General features: G+C 43.5%; 13 protein-coding genes and 1 rRNA gene. 3 read left to right on the forward strand and 11 right to left on the reverse strand.

The features are described from left to right. Positions 1-12 precede the first annotated feature (12 nt). From GKR61_RS11895 to pepQ, 5 genes are all read right to left on the reverse strand, one after another. Positions 13-1,552: ribosomal RNA gene (locus GKR61_RS11895) — 16S ribosomal RNA — on the reverse strand. A gap of 460 nt (positions 1,553-2,012) precedes the next feature. Beyond that, positions 2,013-2,537: a menaquinone-dependent protoporphyrinogen IX dehydrogenase gene (hemG, locus tag GKR61_RS11900; RefSeq protein WP_036954913.1), complete on the reverse strand. Its 525-nt coding sequence runs from the start codon at positions 2,535-2,537 to the stop codon at positions 2,013-2,015. Positions 2,538-2,585: 48 nt separating this feature from the next. Beyond that, positions 2,586-4,037 carry a Trk system potassium transporter TrkH gene (gene trkH, locus GKR61_RS11905; protein WP_108479348.1) on the reverse strand — a complete coding sequence of 484 codons (1,452 nt, stop codon included), beginning with the start codon at positions 4,035-4,037 and terminating at the stop codon, positions 2,586-2,588. A 15-nt stretch (positions 4,038-4,052) separates the two neighbouring features. Next, the gene (locus GKR61_RS11910; protein ID WP_036954919.1) at positions 4,053-4,679 is read right to left on the reverse strand and encodes an IMPACT family protein; all 627 of its coding nucleotides are present in this window, start codon (positions 4,677-4,679) and stop codon (positions 4,053-4,055) included. After that, on the reverse strand, positions 4,679-6,013 hold the full coding sequence (gene pepQ / locus GKR61_RS11915) for a Xaa-Pro dipeptidase (RefSeq protein WP_036954921.1): 1,335 nt from the start codon (positions 6,011-6,013) through the stop codon (positions 4,679-4,681). Before pepQ ends, GKR61_RS11910 begins: the two co-directional genes overlap by 1 nt. 258 nt (positions 6,014-6,271) lie before the next feature. On the opposite strand from pepQ, the gene fadB reads away from it, so the two are divergent. Together fadB and fadA are read left to right on the forward strand one after the other, a co-directional pair. Next, positions 6,272-8,464: a fatty acid oxidation complex subunit alpha FadB gene (gene fadB, locus GKR61_RS11920; RefSeq protein ID WP_154599621.1), complete on the forward strand. Its 2,193-nt coding sequence runs from the start codon at positions 6,272-6,274 to the stop codon at positions 8,462-8,464. 4 nt (positions 8,465-8,468) lie between these two features. Next, positions 8,469-9,635: an acetyl-CoA C-acyltransferase FadA gene (fadA, locus tag GKR61_RS11925; RefSeq protein WP_154599622.1), complete on the forward strand. Its 1,167-nt coding sequence runs from the start codon at positions 8,469-8,471 to the stop codon at positions 9,633-9,635. 304 nt (positions 9,636-9,939) lie between these two features. Here the strand turns inward: fadA and fre are convergent, their stop codons facing one another. From fre to pepE, 3 genes are all read right to left on the reverse strand, one after another. Next, a complete protein-coding gene (gene fre, locus GKR61_RS11930; protein ID WP_036954929.1) occupies positions 9,940-10,641 on the reverse strand; it encodes an NAD(P)H-flavin reductase in 702 nt (233 codons plus the stop codon). A gap of 10 nt (positions 10,642-10,651) precedes the next feature. Next, entirely contained in the window at positions 10,652-12,124 is a 1,473-nt protein-coding gene (gene ubiD / locus GKR61_RS11935; RefSeq protein ID WP_006658346.1) for a 4-hydroxy-3-polyprenylbenzoate decarboxylase, read from the reverse strand. Between the two features lie 111 nt (positions 12,125-12,235). Continuing rightward, entirely contained in the window at positions 12,236-12,961 is a 726-nt protein-coding gene (gene pepE / locus GKR61_RS11940; protein WP_154639809.1) for a dipeptidase PepE, read from the reverse strand. 174 nt (positions 12,962-13,135) lie between these two features. Between pepE and rfaH the strand changes: the two genes are divergently transcribed. Next, a complete protein-coding gene (gene rfaH / locus GKR61_RS11945; RefSeq protein WP_036954935.1) occupies positions 13,136-13,630 on the forward strand; it encodes a transcription/translation regulatory transformer protein RfaH in 495 nt (164 codons plus the stop codon). A gap of 90 nt (positions 13,631-13,720) precedes the next feature. On the opposite strand, the gene tatC is transcribed toward rfaH, so the two are convergent. Genes tatC through tatA form a run of 3 tightly spaced genes read right to left on the reverse strand, consistent with a single transcriptional unit; the run spans position 13,721 to position 15,313 of the window. After that, the gene (gene tatC, locus GKR61_RS11950; RefSeq protein WP_036954937.1) at positions 13,721-14,482 is read right to left on the reverse strand and encodes a Sec-independent protein translocase subunit TatC; all 762 of its coding nucleotides are present in this window, start codon (positions 14,480-14,482) and stop codon (positions 13,721-13,723) included. A gap of 3 nt (positions 14,483-14,485) precedes the next feature. Beyond that, a complete protein-coding gene (gene tatB / locus GKR61_RS11955; RefSeq protein WP_036954940.1) occupies positions 14,486-15,022 on the reverse strand; it encodes a Sec-independent protein translocase protein TatB in 537 nt (178 codons plus the stop codon). Positions 15,023-15,025: 3 nt separating this feature from the next. Continuing rightward, positions 15,026-15,313, reverse strand: coding sequence for a twin-arginine translocase TatA/TatE family subunit (gene tatA, locus GKR61_RS11960; protein WP_036954943.1), 288 nt, complete (start codon positions 15,311-15,313; stop codon positions 15,026-15,028).

Genomic DNA, 15,313 nt, shown 5'->3' on the forward strand with positions numbered 1-15,313 from the left:
ACACTTCAATGGTAAGGAGGTGATCCAACCGCAGGTTCCCCTACGGTTACCTTGTTACGACTTCACCCCAGTCATGAATCACAAAGTGGTAAGCGCCCTCCCGAAGGTTAAGCTACCTACTTCTTTTGCAACCCACTCCCATGGTGTGACGGGCGGTGTGTACAAGGCCCGGGAACGTATTCACCGTAGCATTCTGATCTACGATTACTAGCGATTCCGACTTCATGGAGTCGAGTTGCAGACTCCAATCCGGACTACGACGTACTTTATGAGTTCCGCTTGCTCTCGCGAGGTCGCTTCTCTTTGTATACGCCATTGTAGCACGTGTGTAGCCCTACTCGTAAGGGCCATGATGACTTGACGTCATCCCCACCTTCCTCCGGTTTATCACCGGCAGTCTCCTTTGAGTTCCCGACCGAATCGCTGGCAACAAAGGATAAGGGTTGCGCTCGTTGCGGGACTTAACCCAACATTTCACAACACGAGCTGACGACAGCCATGCAGCACCTGTCTCAGAGTTCCCGAAGGCACCAAAGCATCTCTGCTAAGTTCTCTGGATGTCAAGAGTAGGTAAGGTTCTTCGCGTTGCATCGAATTAAACCACATGCTCCACCGCTTGTGCGGGCCCCCGTCAATTCATTTGAGTTTTAACCTTGCGGCCGTACTCCCCAGGCGGTCGATTTAACGCGTTAGCTCCGGAAGCCACTCCTCAAGGGAACAACCTCCAAATCGACATCGTTTACAGCGTGGACTACCAGGGTATCTAATCCTGTTTGCTCCCCACGCTTTCGCACCTGAGCGTCAGTCTTTGTCCAGGGGGCCGCCTTCGCCACCGGTATTCCTCCACATCTCTACGCATTTCACCGCTACACATGGAATTCTACCCCCCTCTACAAGACTCTAGCTGACCAGTCTTAGATGCCATTCCCAGGTTAAGCCCGGGGATTTCACATCTAACTTAATCAACCGCCTGCGTGCGCTTTACGCCCAGTAATTCCGATTAACGCTTGCACCCTCCGTATTACCGCGGCTGCTGGCACGGAGTTAGCCGGTGCTTCTTCTGTTGGTAACGTCAATCGTTGATGATATTAGCATCAACGCCTTCCTCCCAACTGAAAGTACTTTACAACCCTAAGGCCTTCTTCATACACGCGGCATGGCTGCATCAGGCTTGCGCCCATTGTGCAATATTCCCCACTGCTGCCTCCCGTAGGAGTCTGGGCCGTGTCTCAGTCCCAGTGTGGCTGATCATCCTCTCAGACCAGCTAGGGATCGTCGCCTTGGTGAGCCATTACCTCACCAACTAGCTAATCCCATATGGGTTCATCCGATAGCGCAAGGACCGAAGTTCCCCTGCTTTGCTCCTAAGAGATTATGCGGTATTAGCTACCGTTTCCAGTAGTTATCCCCCTCTATCGGGCAGATCCCCATACATTACTCACCCGTCCGCCGCTCGTCAGCGAGAAGCAAGCTTCCCCTGTTACCGCTCGACTTGCATGTGTTAGGCCTGCCGCCAGCGTTCAATCTGAGCCATGATCAAACTCTTCAATTAAAAAGCTTGATGCTCAAAGAATGTTACTGTCGTTTGATTTCCGAAGAAACCAAATTACCTATTAGTTCATATATATGAATTAACGTGTTAGTCACTCTTCAAGACTTAAAATCAAATATTTTTTTGATAGTGTCCTGTGAGTGCCCACACAGATTGTCTGATAAATTGTTAAAGAGCGGTGCGACTTAATCTTTTGATTATCGACTTTAGGTCGTTGTCGCGAGGTGTCGTATACTACGTTTTTTATTTAGAAAGTCAAGCGATTATTTTCAACTATTTTCTTTCTTCACCTCTGTTATCACGGGGCTTCGAGGTTTTCTTCGAGCCGGTTTGTCGTGACAACGGATGCGCATTATAGGGAGCTCGAAAAATCTCGCAAGTGTTTTTTGAATATTTTTATTCAACCGTTTCCTTTTTAAACAAATCGTGCAAAACAACCACGATTCGTTTAAATATCGAGCTAGAGATTATCAAATTCAGTTGCGAAAGCCGCAACATTATCCCAATTGGTATATTCAATTTCTGTATTTGGGTCGGTTGGTCCGTCTGTCATTTTCATAATGAGCCGGATCATCACTCTATCAAACCATTTATAGCGAGGGTAAAACAGCGCGCCTGCAAAAACAGACTTCACGGTAGGCTGCCATGGACACTTCTCTAAGAACTTACGAGTATAGGCATTCGTCTCAACGGTATTCTTGCCTTCTTTTCTTGCTGTAAGGTTAACGGCAAAGAACCCCGTTTTCATCGAATTAAGCTGAGTCTGATGGGTTGTGGCAAAACGTACTAACTGCTTATTGAAATGTCCATAACGAATAGAAGCTCCCACTAGCACCTTTTCGTAAGCAAATAAGTTAAAGCTTTTATCTGAATTCAAATCACGAATATCACACTCACGCCCAGCGCGACGTAATTGATCTGCCATTTTAAGTATGATTTTTTTGGTTTGCCCATCGGTGCTTGAGTGCAAAAGTAGATAACTCATTTTTATTCCTAATCGTTACTATCTATATACGTTAGCGGCGCAGCTATATTACTCACGCCAGAAAGTAGGGGTCAGTAATACTAATAAAGTAAACACTTCCAAACGACCAAACAGCATCGTGACAACTAAAATCCATTTACCTGCAGGATTCATTGTCGTGAAGTTATCAGCAACAGTACCTAAGCCAGGGCCTAAGTTATTCAACGTTGTCGCAATCGCTGAGAATGCAGAAAACTCATCCACCCCAGTGGCGATTAAAAGCAGCAAGCTAACCACGAAAACTAAAGCATAAGCAGAGAAGAATCCCCAGACAGCTTCAATGATCCTTTCTGGCAGCGCCCTTTGTCCTAATTTAATGGTATAGACCGCATTAGGATGCACTAATCGTTTTAACTCTCGGGAACCTTGCAGGAACAGTAAAAGGATACGAATCACTTTTAATCCCCCACCCGTTGACCCTGCACAACCACCGACAAACGCCGCACATAGTAGAAGCATTGGCAAGAACAGCGGCCAGCCAGAAAAACTGTCAGTGGTGAAACCCGCAGTGGTCGCCATCGAGACCACTTGGAAAAAGGCTTGATCCAACGTTTGCCCAAAGCCAGCATATACGGAGTGATACATCAGCACCGCGGTACAGATCACGACTAGAACAAACTGGAAACTGATGAACATTCTAAATTCAGGGTCGCGCCAATAAATTCCGAGGCTTCTTCCCGTTAAAACCGCAAAGTGCAAGCCAAAGTTACAACCCGAGATAATTAGAAACACGCCAATAATGGTATTAATGGCAGGACTATTAAAGTAGCCTATGCTGGCATCATGAGTAGAAAACCCACCGATCGCGATGGTTGAAAAACTGTGTGATATCGCATCGAACACATCCATACCGGCGATCCATAATGCAATCGCACACGCGATAGTTAGCAACACATAAATAAGCCAAAGGGTTTTTGCCGTTTCCGCAATTCGCGGACGCATTTTGTTATCTTTTAATGGCCCCGGCATCTCTGCACGATAGAGCTGCATCCCCCCGACACCTAAGAGAGGCAAAATCGCGACGGCGAGTACAATGATCCCCATCCCTCCAAGCCATTGCAGCATCTGCCGATAGAATAAGATCGCTTTCGGAAGAGAGTCTAATCCCGTCAGAGTTGTTGCACCGGTGGTTGTTAGCCCAGAAAAGGACTCAAAGAAGGCATCTGTAACAGATAAATTGGGTTTTTCAGAGAAGATAAACGGCAGTGCCCCGACACTCCCTAGCACCGTCCAAAACAGAACAACAATTAAAAAACCTTCTTTTGCTTTTAATTCATGTCGACTATTTCGCGTAGGCAGCCATAAAAAAAGCCCAATCAGCAACGCCGTTATAAAAGTTTGACTGAATGCTCGTCCCGCACCATCGCGATATATCAGTGCGACAATACCAGGTATGACCATAGTAAAAGAGAAGATAATGACGAGTAACCCGACAATACGAGTTATTGCGCGAAAATGCATTCGGCCGGTTCCTTGCTATGCTGTTTGCTCTTGTGACGGTTCTAAGAGAGTAACTTCCCCACGACTGATATCACGTAATTTATCATTGACCTCCTGCTCACAAGTAGCAGGAATAGAAATTTGCAAAGATACAGACTCATTATAATCACTGAGCAATATAGTACCATTTACCTGAGCTAATAATTGCTCAACTCCATTGATAAGTGAGTAATCACATACCACATTGAAGATTTTTTGAGGGACTTTAGTTTGTGTTGGGAGCAACTTCAGCGCCTGCTGAACCCCACTGCCATAAGCACGGACTAACCCACCCGTACCTAGCTTTATTCCACCAAAATAACGCACAACAACGCAAGTGATCTCACCTAAGTTGCTACCTAATAGCTGCGCCATAATGGGTTTACCTGCCGTTCCCGTAGGCTCTCCATCATCGGAAAAACCTAATTGCTGGGAATCATCAGGTCGCCCCGCAACAAATGCCCAGCAATGGTGCCGGGCATCGGGGTATTGCGCTTTAATCGATTGAATATAATCTTTCGCAGCGTCAATACCCTCGGTATGAGCGATATAAGTAATAAAACGGCTTTTTTTGATCTCTTCCGAAAAAGAGATCGTTTCTGCCGGAATTGAGTACGCTTTCATTACGGTAAATGCAAATCTCGAGTCATATTTTCAATATGGTTATGATGGATAACGATATTATCTTCAATTCGAATACCACCGTAAGGTTTGAAGTGCTCGATTTTATCCCAATTAAAGTGCTGACTGAACTCCCCTGTACGCCAGGCAGAAAGCAAGGACTCAATAAAGTAAAGACCCGGTTCGATAGTTAACACCATTCTTGGTTCCAAAATACGAGTACAGCGTAAGAATGGATACATTTTCGGCGCTGCTAAATGAGTACCGTCTTCATCCTGCATAAAACCTGCTACATCATGAACTTGCAAACCTAATGGATGACCTAATCCGTGTGGTAAAAATGGTGTTGTTAAACCATTTTCAACCATAGCATCTTCGCTAATCCCTTTCACAATTCCATGCTTAGTAAGTAATTTCGCAATACGGTGATGCATATCTACATGGTAATCGGTATAACGCACGCCAGCTTTAATTGAAGCGATCAAAGCGAGTTGTTCTGTATTCAAATCTGCAACTAATTCTGCAAATTCACTTTTGTTCTTAGCGGCATAAGTACGAGTAATATCAGCGGCATAACCGTTATACTCAGCACCAGCATCAATCAAGAAGCTACGTAATTCACTCGGAGCCGTTTGCTGTAATTTAGTGTAGTGAAGCACGGCTGCATTTTCATTTAAAGCTACAATGTTACCGTAAGGCACATTCGTATCACGATGCCCTGTCGCTTCTAAATAGCTAATATTAATATCAAACTCACTTGCCCCAGCTTGAAAAGCTTCGAAAGCTGATAAGTGACCATTCACCGCCATTTTTTGGGCTTCGCGCATGCAGTACAGCTCATAGTCTGTCTTATATGAACGGTGATAGTGATAATAATCGAGTACAGGTTTTGGGTTGATATTGTGTGTCGAAATACCTAAAGATTCGGCTTTGTTTGCAGAGGAGCCGATATAAGCTAGATGCTCTTTCGGTAAATTCGCTAAAAAGCCTTTAATTTCATCCGCATTTTTCAGATGAATAAGCTCAACTTCTTTCGTCCAGAAGCTAGTTGGTAAAGGTTCAACGCTATGCCAATAATCAACTGGTGAGTAAAACCATAACTTCGGTTTATTCACTCCATCGACTAATAACCAAGAATGCGGGACGTCCGTCACTGGAACCCATGCTTTGAAATGTGGATTCACTTTAAATGGGTAGTCACTATCATCGAGGAAAATGCGAATTGGCTCTCCTGAATGAATCAAGATGGCATCTAATTTACTGCGTTGCAAAACTTGCTGAGTCGTTTTTTGTAGCGTTTTAATATGTTCTGCGTAGAGTCCAGCCAGTTTTTCCATTTTGTTCAACCTTTCAGTATTAGTTAGAAAAATCAAGCTTATCACGTTCTGCTAATAACGTGTATGCACTCAATGACAAGATAAGATTAATACATTGATTATTAATAGAAATATCATTTTCACCTTGTGTTATTTACCTTAATTCCTGTGAGCCGCCTTCCAGTTTTGTTATTAATCATTTGCATTTAATTAACATTATCGTCACACTGATTTTCATCTGGTCATACCAGATAAGACCGCCACATAAAGGAGAACAGCATGCTTTATCAAAGTGAGACAATCTCTATTCAATGGTTGAAAAAAGGTATTGCAGAACTGGTGTTTAACTCATCAGGACCAATCAATAAATTGGATACTCATACCGTCGCTTCACTTGATGAAGCAGTTGCAGTACTCGAACAACAAAGCGATTTACAAGGCGTTATTTTGCGCTCAGATAAACCCGCTTTTATTGTTGGCGCAGATATTAAAGAATTTTTATCTCTATTCGAAGCATCCAAAGAAACCCTCAGTGACTGGCTTGGTTACGCGAATAGTATATTTAATCGCCTTGAAGATCTCCCTGTTCCAACTATTAGCGCAATTAATGGTTATGCCCTAGGCGGTGGATGTGAGTGTGTACTCGCTACCGATTTTAGAATTGCGTCACCCGATGCCAGAATTGGCTTACCTGAAACAAAGTTAGGAATTATGCCTGGCTTTGGCGGATCAGTCCGTTTGCCTCGACTTATTGGTCTTGATAGCGCTCTGGAAATTATCACTGCGGGTAAAGATGTTAGTGGATCTCAAGCATTGAAACTCGGTTTAGTGGATGCGATTGTCGAAACTGAAAAATTACCACAGGCAGCCTTGCACATCATCGAACAAGCTATTTCTGGCGTATTAAATTGGCGTCAAGCACGGCAGCCAAAACTTGAGCCGCTAAAACTTAGCGCACTAGAGCAAGCAATGAGCTTTAACGTTGCTAAAGGTATGGTCTATCAAGTTGCTGGAAAACACTATCCAGCACCAATGAGTGCAGTCAATACTATCGAGAAAGCTGCAAACTGCACTCGAGATGAAGCACTGAAACATGAAACTGCTGCTTTCGTCCCGCTGGCTCATAGTGATGTTGCTCGTGCATTAGTTAGCGTTTTTCTGAATGATCAACAGGTTAAATCGACCAGTAAAAAAATCGCAGGTTCCTCTACTGCACCGGCACACGCAGCTGTACTGGGTGCAGGCATTATGGGTGGAGGTATTGCTTATCAATCTGCGAGCAAGGGTGTTCCCGTTCTGATGAAGGATATCAATGAGAAATCCTTAGATTTAGGTATTGATGAAGCTAGAAAGCTGCTTAATGGTCAATTTGAACGAGGAAAAATCACTGCAGATAATATGGCAACAACCTTAGCCTCTATCCATCCGTCTTTATCTTATGCTGGCATTGATAATTCTCAGGTGATCGTTGAAGCTGTCGTTGAAAACCCTAAAATAAAAGCCGCCGTGTTATCCGAAGTGGAATCACTAATCACATCAGAGACTATACTGGCTTCAAATACTTCAACTATTCCAATCACTGAACTAGCGAACTCTCTTAGACGCCCAGAAAACTTCTGTGGTATGCATTTTTTCAATCCTGTTCATCGCATGCCTTTGGTCGAAATTATTCGAGGTGAAAAAACCAGTGATGCCACCATCGCTAAAGTGGTTGCTTATGCGAATAAAATGGGAAAAACCCCTATTGTTGTAAATGACTGCCCTGGCTTTTTCGTTAACCGCGTTCTTTTCCCTTATTTCGCTGGGTTTAACTTATTACTTCAAGATGGCGCCGATTTTAGAGAAATCGATAAAGTCATGGAAAAAGAATTTGGTTGGCCAATGGGGCCGGCTTATCTACTTGATGTTGTCGGGATTGATACCGCATTTCATGCAGAGCAAGTCATGGCTCAAGGATTTCCGCAAAGAATGCAAAAAGTCGGTAAGAACGCCATCGATATTATGTTTGAACAACAACGTTTTGGTCAGAAAAATGGCAAAGGCTTTTATCAATATGAAAAAGATAAAAAAGGAAAACCAAAGAAAATTGATGACCCAAAAACCGATGAATTATTAAGTTCGATTCGCCAAAGTAAGCGTTCATTTACTAAAGATGAAATTATTGCTCGAATGATGGCGCCAATGGTGAACGAAGTGGTTCGCTGCCTTGAAGAAGGCATTATACACAGCCCTTCAGATGCCGATATTGCGCTAGTTTATGGACTTGGTTTCCCGCCATTCCGCGGAGGTGTTTTCTGCTATCTTGATACACTCGGTAGCCAGTCTTATGTCAAAACTGCGGAGTCCTACTCCCATTTAAGCCCGCTTTATCAAGTTCCAAATGGATTGAAAGAAAAAGCGGCCACTAACGCCAGATACTATCCGCAGCCACCGGTTGTGGCTATTGATGTTAAAAAAGTTGCGAGAGGTTAATCCTATGGAAAATGTCTTCATTATTGATGGTATACGCACACCAATGGGCCGTTCCAAAGGCGGTGTATTTCGTCATGTAAGAGCAGAAGACCTCTCTGCACACCTGATGAATGCAATTTTTGAACGCAATCCCAATGCGAAAAAGAAAGAGTTGGATGACATTATTTGGGGATGTGTTCAGCAAACCTTAGAGCAAGGTTTTAACATCGCAAAAAATGCCGCTTTATTGACTGATATTCCTCATACAGTTCCTGCGGTCACGGTCAATCGCCTATGTGGTTCTTCGATGCAAGCCATTCATGACGCAAGCCGTTTCATTATGACTGGAGATGCACATTCCGTTTTGATTGGAGGTGTTGAGCATATGGGTCATGTTCCAATGACTCACGGTATTGATTTCAATCCAAAGCTCACATTACGCGTAGCAAAAGCCTCTGGAGCCATGGGTTTAACTGCCGAAATGCTCGCCAAAATGTATAAAATCAGTCGCGAAGAACAAGATGCCTTTGCATTGAGATCTCACCAACGCGCGGCAGCGGCAACTAAGAATGGTAAATTTAGCCGTGAAATCGTTCCGATTTCAGGACATGACGCTGATGGCAATCTTATTTCAATCAACTATGACGAAGTCATCCGTTTTGATGCCAATTTGGAAGGACTTGCTGCATTAAGACCCGCTTTCGACCCTGTCAGTGGTACCGTGACCGCAGGTAATTCGTCAGCACTGTCCGATGGTGCTTCAGCCATGCTACTTGCCAGTGCGTCTTATGCCAAACTGCATGGATTGAAACCTCGTGCAAAAATTCGCGCCATGGCCGTGGTTGGTTGCGATCCTTCAATCATGGGTTTTGGGCCAGTTCCTGCCACTGAATTAGCATTAAAGCGTGCGGGGCTGACGTTGAATGATATTGATATTATTGAACTTAATGAAGCTTTCGCGGCTCAGTCTATTGCTTGCCTAAAAGGGCTGCAAATTTCAGAAAGCCAAGTGGATCAGAAAGTGAATTTAAGTGGTGGAGCAATCGCTTTAGGGCACCCTCTCGGTTGCTCTGGCGCAAGGATCACAACTGCGTTACTTAATCAGTTAGAACAACATGATAAGCAGTTTGGTTTAGCTACAATGTGTATTGGATTTGGGCAAGGCATCGCCACAATTATCGAAAGAGTCTAATTCATTTTGCCGTTACATTGTCGTATCTTGCAATGTTCCCGCCTAGTCAGGGGCGGGATTTTTTTATCCACGAACCAGCTCAGTGAAATCAATCAATCAACCAATCAACCAATCAACCAATCAACCAATCAACCAATCAACCAATCAACCAGAATATTGAATACAACTCAGTCCATCCCCTAAATAGTTCAGGTCACAGGTAGGCGGCAAGTAAAGCTATCCCTTGAGCATACTGGAGTATGTGATAGGGTAGCTTTATGAAGCTAACACCCCTGTGGCTTGAAATATGACGGGGATACTCAAATCACAAAAAGTCGAAGGCATCGCCGAACAACTGGGTGGACTTTGCCCCCCTCTCATTACAAAACCTATCCCGCGCAATCTTCGCCATCTCAAAACGACCCGCAATATAAATATCATGCCCAGATAAGTCACCGAAATCTTCTAGCACGGTACTCAAAACAGTTCCTGTTCTTCCACGCCAATTTTCATCCGGTTGCTCGACAACAGGAACCACTTTCAGATTAGGATAACGCTCACTAATAGCCTGCAATTCACCGAGGTCATACAAATGCTCTAACTGGCGACCGCCCCAATAGAAAGTAATATCCCGTTGAGGGTTTTCAGCCAAAGCAGCCAATAGAATAGAATGGGTATAAGAGAAGCCGGTACCGCCTGCGATCAAGATCATCGGGTTTTGGCTATTTTCGCGGAACCACGCTTTACCGTGAGGAATATCAATATCAATACGTTGCTGTTCTAAAATGCGATCCATCACCGCCATAGCGTATAAATTAAATTCCGACGCGCCAATATGCAGTTCGATAGATTGATTATTTTCGGGAGTAGAAGCCATAGAGAATGGTCGTTTGTCTCTTTCATCCATAACGACCATAAGATATTGACCCGCTTTAAAATGAAAAGGTCCGTCTGGCAACAAAATAACCCGATAAACTGTATCCGTGATAGATTCAACAGATGTGACTTTACAGCTCAAAGTTGCCATGATTTTCCTCTTACTTTTCAATAATATTTAACTGTTCCCAGATATCATCTACGCGGGATTTGACACTCTGCGTCATGACAATAGGGCGTCCCCATTCACGGTTGGTTTCTCCCGGCCATTTATTGGTCGCATCCATTCCCATTTTGGAACCAAGCCCAGAAATCGGTGATGCAAAATCGAGATAATCAATCGGCGTGTTTTCCATCATGACAGTATCACGAGCAGGATCCATACGTGTTGTGATGGCCCAAATAACATCTTTCCAATCACGAGCATTGATATCATCATCACAAACAATCACGAACTTCGTATACATAAATTGGCGCAGGTAAGACCAGACGCCCATCATTACTCTTTTTGCGTGTCCTGCATACTGTTTTTTCATGGTAACAACCGCCAGACGATAGGAACAACCTTCTGGTGGCAAATAGAAATCCACAATTTCAGGGAACTGCTTTTGCAAAATAGGCACTAAAACTTCGTTCAGCGCTTCCCCTAATACTGCAGGTTCATCTGGTGGACGGCCTGTATAGGTAGAGTGATAAATCGCATCGCGACGTTGAGTCACATGAGTCACAGTAAATACTGGGAAGTCATCAATCTCGTTATAATAACCAGTGTGGTCACCGTAAGGGCCTTCTGGTGCCATTTCGCCCGGTTCAATATATCCTTCAAGGATAATTTCCGCCCCTGCAGGAACCTCTAAGTCGTTAGAAATACACTTTACGACTTCCGTTTTATTGCCTCGGAGTAACCCAGCAAAAGCATATTCAGATAGCGTATCAGGAACTGGTGTCACTGCGCCTAAAATCGTTGCGGGGTCAGCACCTAGCGCCACAGCGACTGGGAATCGTTCACCTGGATGTGCCTGACACCACTCCTGGAAATCCAGCGCACCACCACGATGAGATAACCAACGCATAATAACTTTATTTTTGCCAAGGACTTGCTGGCGATAGATACCTAAATTTTGGCGTTCTTTATGGGGACCTTTAGTGACCGTTAAACCCCAAGTAATCAGTGGCGCAGCATCTTCCGGCCAGCAATGCATAACGGGGATCTTAGTCAGATCAACATCATCACCTGCCCAAATTTCTTCCTGACAAGGCGCTGAGCTTAAGCGTTTAGCTGGCATATTCAGCACTTGTTTGAATTTCGGCAACTTGTCCATTAAGTCACGAAAACCCTTAGGAGGATCCGGTTCTTTCAAGAAAGCGAGCAACTTACCCACATCATGTAAGGCTTTAATATCTTCTTGCCCCATTCCCATAGCAACGCGCTTGGTTGTACCAAACAAGTTACACAGAACGGGCATATTATAGCCTTTAGGGTTTTCGAATAGTAAGGCTGGTCCCCCTGCTCTTAGTGTACGATCTGCGATTTCAGTCATTTCCAAATAAGGGTCGACTTCCATCGTAATGCGTTTTAGTTCGCCTTGCTTTTCAAGCTGCGCGATGAAATCTCTAAGGTCACGGTATTTCATTATCTTCTTTTACTATTACAGGGGGAACCTCATTATAAGGTTCCCAGCCAAGGTTACAAGTTGCTGTTAAACATACTTAATAATCAATATCTTCAGATTAAGTATATCACTTTACTTGCAATCAAACGGAACATAATCCTTTAATGATACGGTATCAAATTGCTCAGGGAATGTTTTGTTGTGCTGAAACAGCTTGAAACCTTCATTTTTACCACTGAAGTAGCTTAATTCATTTCCTTTGATCTGTAATCCGCTACCTTCGCGTAACGCGACAACAACTTCATGAGGGTTAATAACACAGAATTCTTGTAAGCGCTCATCTCGTGTTTCACCCATATGCCCAGAAATATGCGCATCGATATAATGTGGGTTAATTTGCATTGGAAACAGCCCTAAAGACGGCATGATAACCGCATTGCTCACAGGCATATCATTCGTTGTACGAATACTTGGGGTCGCCACGTTACAACCCGCACTCCAACCAATGTAAGGTACACCGCGTTCACGTACTGCACGTTGGATAGCAACAATTAAGCCATTCTCATGCAAGCATTTGTTTGACCACCATGTATTACCGCCACTCACAAGAATACATTCTGCTTGTTCGATGGCTTCGACTGGGCTTTCAAAATGTTCAATCGAAGTTACCTTAATGCCTAAAGCATCGCTTAACTGCTCTGCACGCTCATCGTGAGAACCACGTAAAACAGCATAAGGCACTAATACTGCTGACTTAATCTGTTTACGTTCAATCATTTCGCTAATTCTTGGTAATGCGTAACTTAGCCATACAGGGTTGCCGGAAAGTTTGCCATTACTCAGTAAAAAGATATCCATGGTGTCTCCTACAAAAAGTGTATTAACTGCTATGTTTATTGTGTATCTAATTTCGTAACTATCGAATTAATCTATACTTGTGTAGATGAATAATATTGTGCAACTCATCATTAGTCACATTCTTATGCCTTAATTTGTTATCATGAGCATAAATTTGTTGGATGGGATCAAAAAATGGAAAAATGGTATTTGCTGTATTGCAAACGAGGGCAACTGGATAGAGCGGTTGAGCACTTAACTCGACAGCATGTGACTTGTATGACTCCAATGACTGAAATGGAGAAAGTCGTTCGAGGCAAGCGCACAGTTATTACTGAAGCGTTATTCCCCAATTACCTGTTTGTGAAATTCGACCATGAGCAAATTCATACAACCACCATCCAATCTACACGCGGTGTCAGCCACTTTATTCGCTTTGGCGCATTACCGGCTGAAGTTCCTGAAGAGATAATTGAACTCATACAACAAACGCCCGTCAGCCATACTCAATCACCGGATCTCCCCTCTCAGGGAGATAGTGTTGTCATTACTGAAGGTATTTTTGCCGGCGTTAAGGCCATCTTCAATGAACCAAATGGTGAGTCGCGCTCAATCCTCTTGCTTAACATCTTAAATACCACTGTCGCAAAAGTCATTGATAATACGCAATTTAGAAAAGAGTCTGAATAAGTTTTTCACGATATGTTTGCTTCAAACTGGCATAAAAAAAGCCCATCGATTGAATGGGCTTTTTATTTCACAATAATGTTGTCACCGTGATTATTCTTCAGGCTCTTCTTCTTCGTCATCACCTCTACGTCGACCTTTGCCAACATAGAAATTAGACAGTAATACCCCAAGCTCAAACAGCAAATACATCGGTACTGCAAGTAGAGTTTGTGATAAAACATCTGGCGGAGTCAGGAACATCCCGACAATAAACGCACCCACTAAGATATATGGACGTTTACGTCTAAGTGATTCTGGAGTCGTTACGCCAGTCCAGCATAGTAAAATAATCGCAATTGGTACTTCAAACGCAGCCCCGAATGCCATGAACAATGTCATGACAAAACTGAGGTATTTGCTGATATCAGGTATAAAGTTAACACTTTCTGGTGTTGTTTTTACAAAAAAACCAAAAGCTAACGGGAATACCACAAAGTAAGCAAAAGCCATTCCTAAATAAAATAGGAAGCTACTTGATACCAGTAACGGCAGCATTAATCGACGTTCATGCTTATACAGCGCAGGCGCGATAAATGCCCAGACCTGGTACAAAATGACGGGTATCGAAACAAATACAGATACCATCATGGTTAGTTTAATCGGAGTAAAAAACGTCGATGCTACGTCTGTCGCACTCATTTGAGAACCAACAGGCAGCTTATCAATCAAAGGCGCAGCAACAAGGCGATAAATATCATTTGAAAAATAAGCGAGCGCCGCAAAGACGATTAATACCGTAATCAAACAGTTTAGTAGCCGCTTTCTTAGTTCAATCAGGTGGCTAATAAGTGGTTGAGCATCATTGACAGCCATGTGTTATTTTTCACTTTCTGTTTGATTGGAGTTTGTTACTTTAGCATCGAGTGGCTTAGAGTCTGTTGGTGTTGCTGAAGCAGGTTTTTCTTCAACAACGGCAGCCATCTTAGCAGCATACTCAGGATCAGGATCTGACTCTTGAGTTTGCGAAGAACTAGCATGGGATTCCTTTACCGCAGCATCGTAGTTTTCTGTGATCTCTTTTGCTTTGTTCAACTCAGATTGGACATCATTGGTTGTTGCCTGATAACCACTTTGTAAAGACAAAGCAGCATGACGCAGGTCATCCATCGACTTTTTAAGTTCCGGAGAAAGAGTTTCCAAACCCGCCTTCTCTTCAACTTTTTTAAGAGTCTCTTGCAGTTCTTGCAATTTCAGTTCTTGTGATAGCTCATTCTGGACATTAGCAGCCATAGAGCGCATAGCACGAATCCAACCAGCAACAGTTCTCACTGCCACTGGTAGACGTTGGGGGCCTAATACCACAAGACCGATGATCGCAACTAGCAGTAGTTCACTAAAACCTATGTCAAACACGGTTTATCCCTGCTCTTTATTTTTGCTCTCAACTGGGCTGTCTTTTTTCTCAGGAGCCTGTTGTTCAGTGATGTTTTTCGGTGCAAAATCAGCATCTTGCTTCTCTTGCTCTGCTTTCGCTTTTGCAGCTTCATCATCGCTCATTGCTTTTTTGAAGCCCTTAAGTGATTCGCCCAGATCAGAACCTAAAGAACGTAATTTCTTGGTGCCGAAAATTAAAATGATAAGCAAAGCAATGATAATTAATTGCCAAGGACTACCGAAAGCAGCCATTGCAAAAGTTGATTCCAT

The organism is Providencia sp. wls1916, assembly GCF_009706585.1.
Taxonomy (GTDB): Bacteria; Pseudomonadota; Gammaproteobacteria; order Enterobacterales; family Enterobacteriaceae; genus Providencia; species Providencia lanzhouensis.

Bases quoted from the DNA above. Each gene is read 5' to 3' on its own strand.
- hemG (WP_036954913.1), bottom strand. From the start codon at position 2,537: ATGAGTTATCTACTTTTGCACTCAAGCACCGATGGGCAAACCAAAAAA.
- trkH (WP_108479348.1), bottom strand. From the start codon at position 4,037: ATGCATTTTCGCGCAATAACTCGTATTGTCGGGTTACTCGTCATTATC.
- GKR61_RS11910 (WP_036954919.1), bottom strand. From the start codon at position 4,679: ATGAAAGCGTACTCAATTCCGGCAGAAACGATCTCTTTTTCGGAAGAG.
- pepQ (WP_036954921.1), bottom strand. From the start codon at position 6,013: ATGGAAAAACTGGCTGGACTCTACGCAGAACATATTAAAACGCTACAA.
- fadB (WP_154599621.1), top strand. From the start codon at position 6,272: ATGCTTTATCAAAGTGAGACAATCTCTATTCAATGGTTGAAAAAAGGT.
- fadA (WP_154599622.1), top strand. From the start codon at position 8,469: ATGGAAAATGTCTTCATTATTGATGGTATACGCACACCAATGGGCCGT.
- fre (WP_036954929.1), bottom strand. From the start codon at position 10,641: ATGGCAACTTTGAGCTGTAAAGTCACATCTGTTGAATCTATCACGGAT.
- ubiD (WP_006658346.1), bottom strand. From the start codon at position 12,124: ATGAAATACCGTGACCTTAGAGATTTCATCGCGCAGCTTGAAAAGCAA.
- pepE (WP_154639809.1), bottom strand. From the start codon at position 12,961: ATGGATATCTTTTTACTGAGTAATGGCAAACTTTCCGGCAACCCTGTA.
- rfaH (WP_036954935.1), top strand. From the start codon at position 13,136: ATGGAAAAATGGTATTTGCTGTATTGCAAACGAGGGCAACTGGATAGA.
- tatC (WP_036954937.1), bottom strand. From the start codon at position 14,482: ATGGCTGTCAATGATGCTCAACCACTTATTAGCCACCTGATTGAACTA.
- tatA (WP_036954943.1), bottom strand. From the start codon at position 15,313: ATGGAATCAACTTTTGCAATGGCTGCTTTCGGTAGTCCTTGGCAATTA.